The 805-nt window shown below is 46.8% G+C and carries 1 pseudogene; it reads right to left on the bottom strand.

Going from position 1 to position 805, the window contains the following annotated elements:
• Window positions 1-193: 193 nt before the first annotated feature.
• Window positions 194-805 (bottom strand): annotated as a pseudogene (locus tag JET16_RS29775) (hypothetical protein); the annotation flags it as partial.

The raw sequence follows: 805 nt of genomic DNA, 5'->3' as shown, positions 1-805 counted from the left end.
GCGTCGTCAAATTGGATCTGCTCACCGTTGAAATAAACTTGGACCTCCGTTGCTGCTGAAGCAGCGTTGGCAACGGAAACCATCGATACGGCCATGAAAACGATCATGAGACTCATTAGAAATTTTTTCACTGATCTTATCCCCTCATATGAATGAATCTTCGGACAATGGACGGCTTTTTATGTTTTTCCGGTTATTGTTTTTGCAGGGCCCAAACGATAATGTTGGTGAAAATCTTCCATCCGTCATCGGTTAATTGCTTGTGGAATCCGATGGCTCCGAAAGCGTACGCGATGCGTGCGGGCACGACGCTGCCGTCATCCGCTTTCGATCCTTTCTCGTAGAGGTAAATGTACGGTTCGTTCGGTTTGCCTTCGACGGTTGCGACCACTTTCGCATTTTTTCCCATTTTTGTGCCGGCAACCCCAAGCTGTATCATGTTGTCCTTCTTTTCATCAACCTTCCTGAACACTTCTACTTTTGAGGGGGAACTGAGACCGACTGCGAACGGATGTTTAGGGTCCTTAAAGGAAATGAATCTTGTTTTTTCCTTTTCTTCTTCCTCGTCGTCCCCATCTTCTTCCGGCTTCAGAGGAGGAGCCAGACTAATGCCGGCCATACCTTGTCTCTTGCCGTAAATTTGCGGCTTGTCGAGACCTTTCATTTGACCGTCCTTGACATACTTTTCGTTCACGGTCGGAGAGAAATAGACGATGTCATATTCTTTGAGCAATTTAACGGTGGCTTGTTTTTCATCCACAAGTGTGACCTTCATGCCGAGAACCATAAACCGTTTCGCGACTGC

This window comes from Paenibacillus alkalitolerans, from assembly GCF_016482785.1.
Lineage (GTDB): Bacteria > Bacillota > Bacilli > Paenibacillales > YIM-B00363 > Paenibacillus_AE > Paenibacillus_AE alkalitolerans.
The sequence above is the reverse complement of the archived record's forward strand: the minus strand, read 5'-3'. Positions and strand labels throughout refer to the sequence as shown.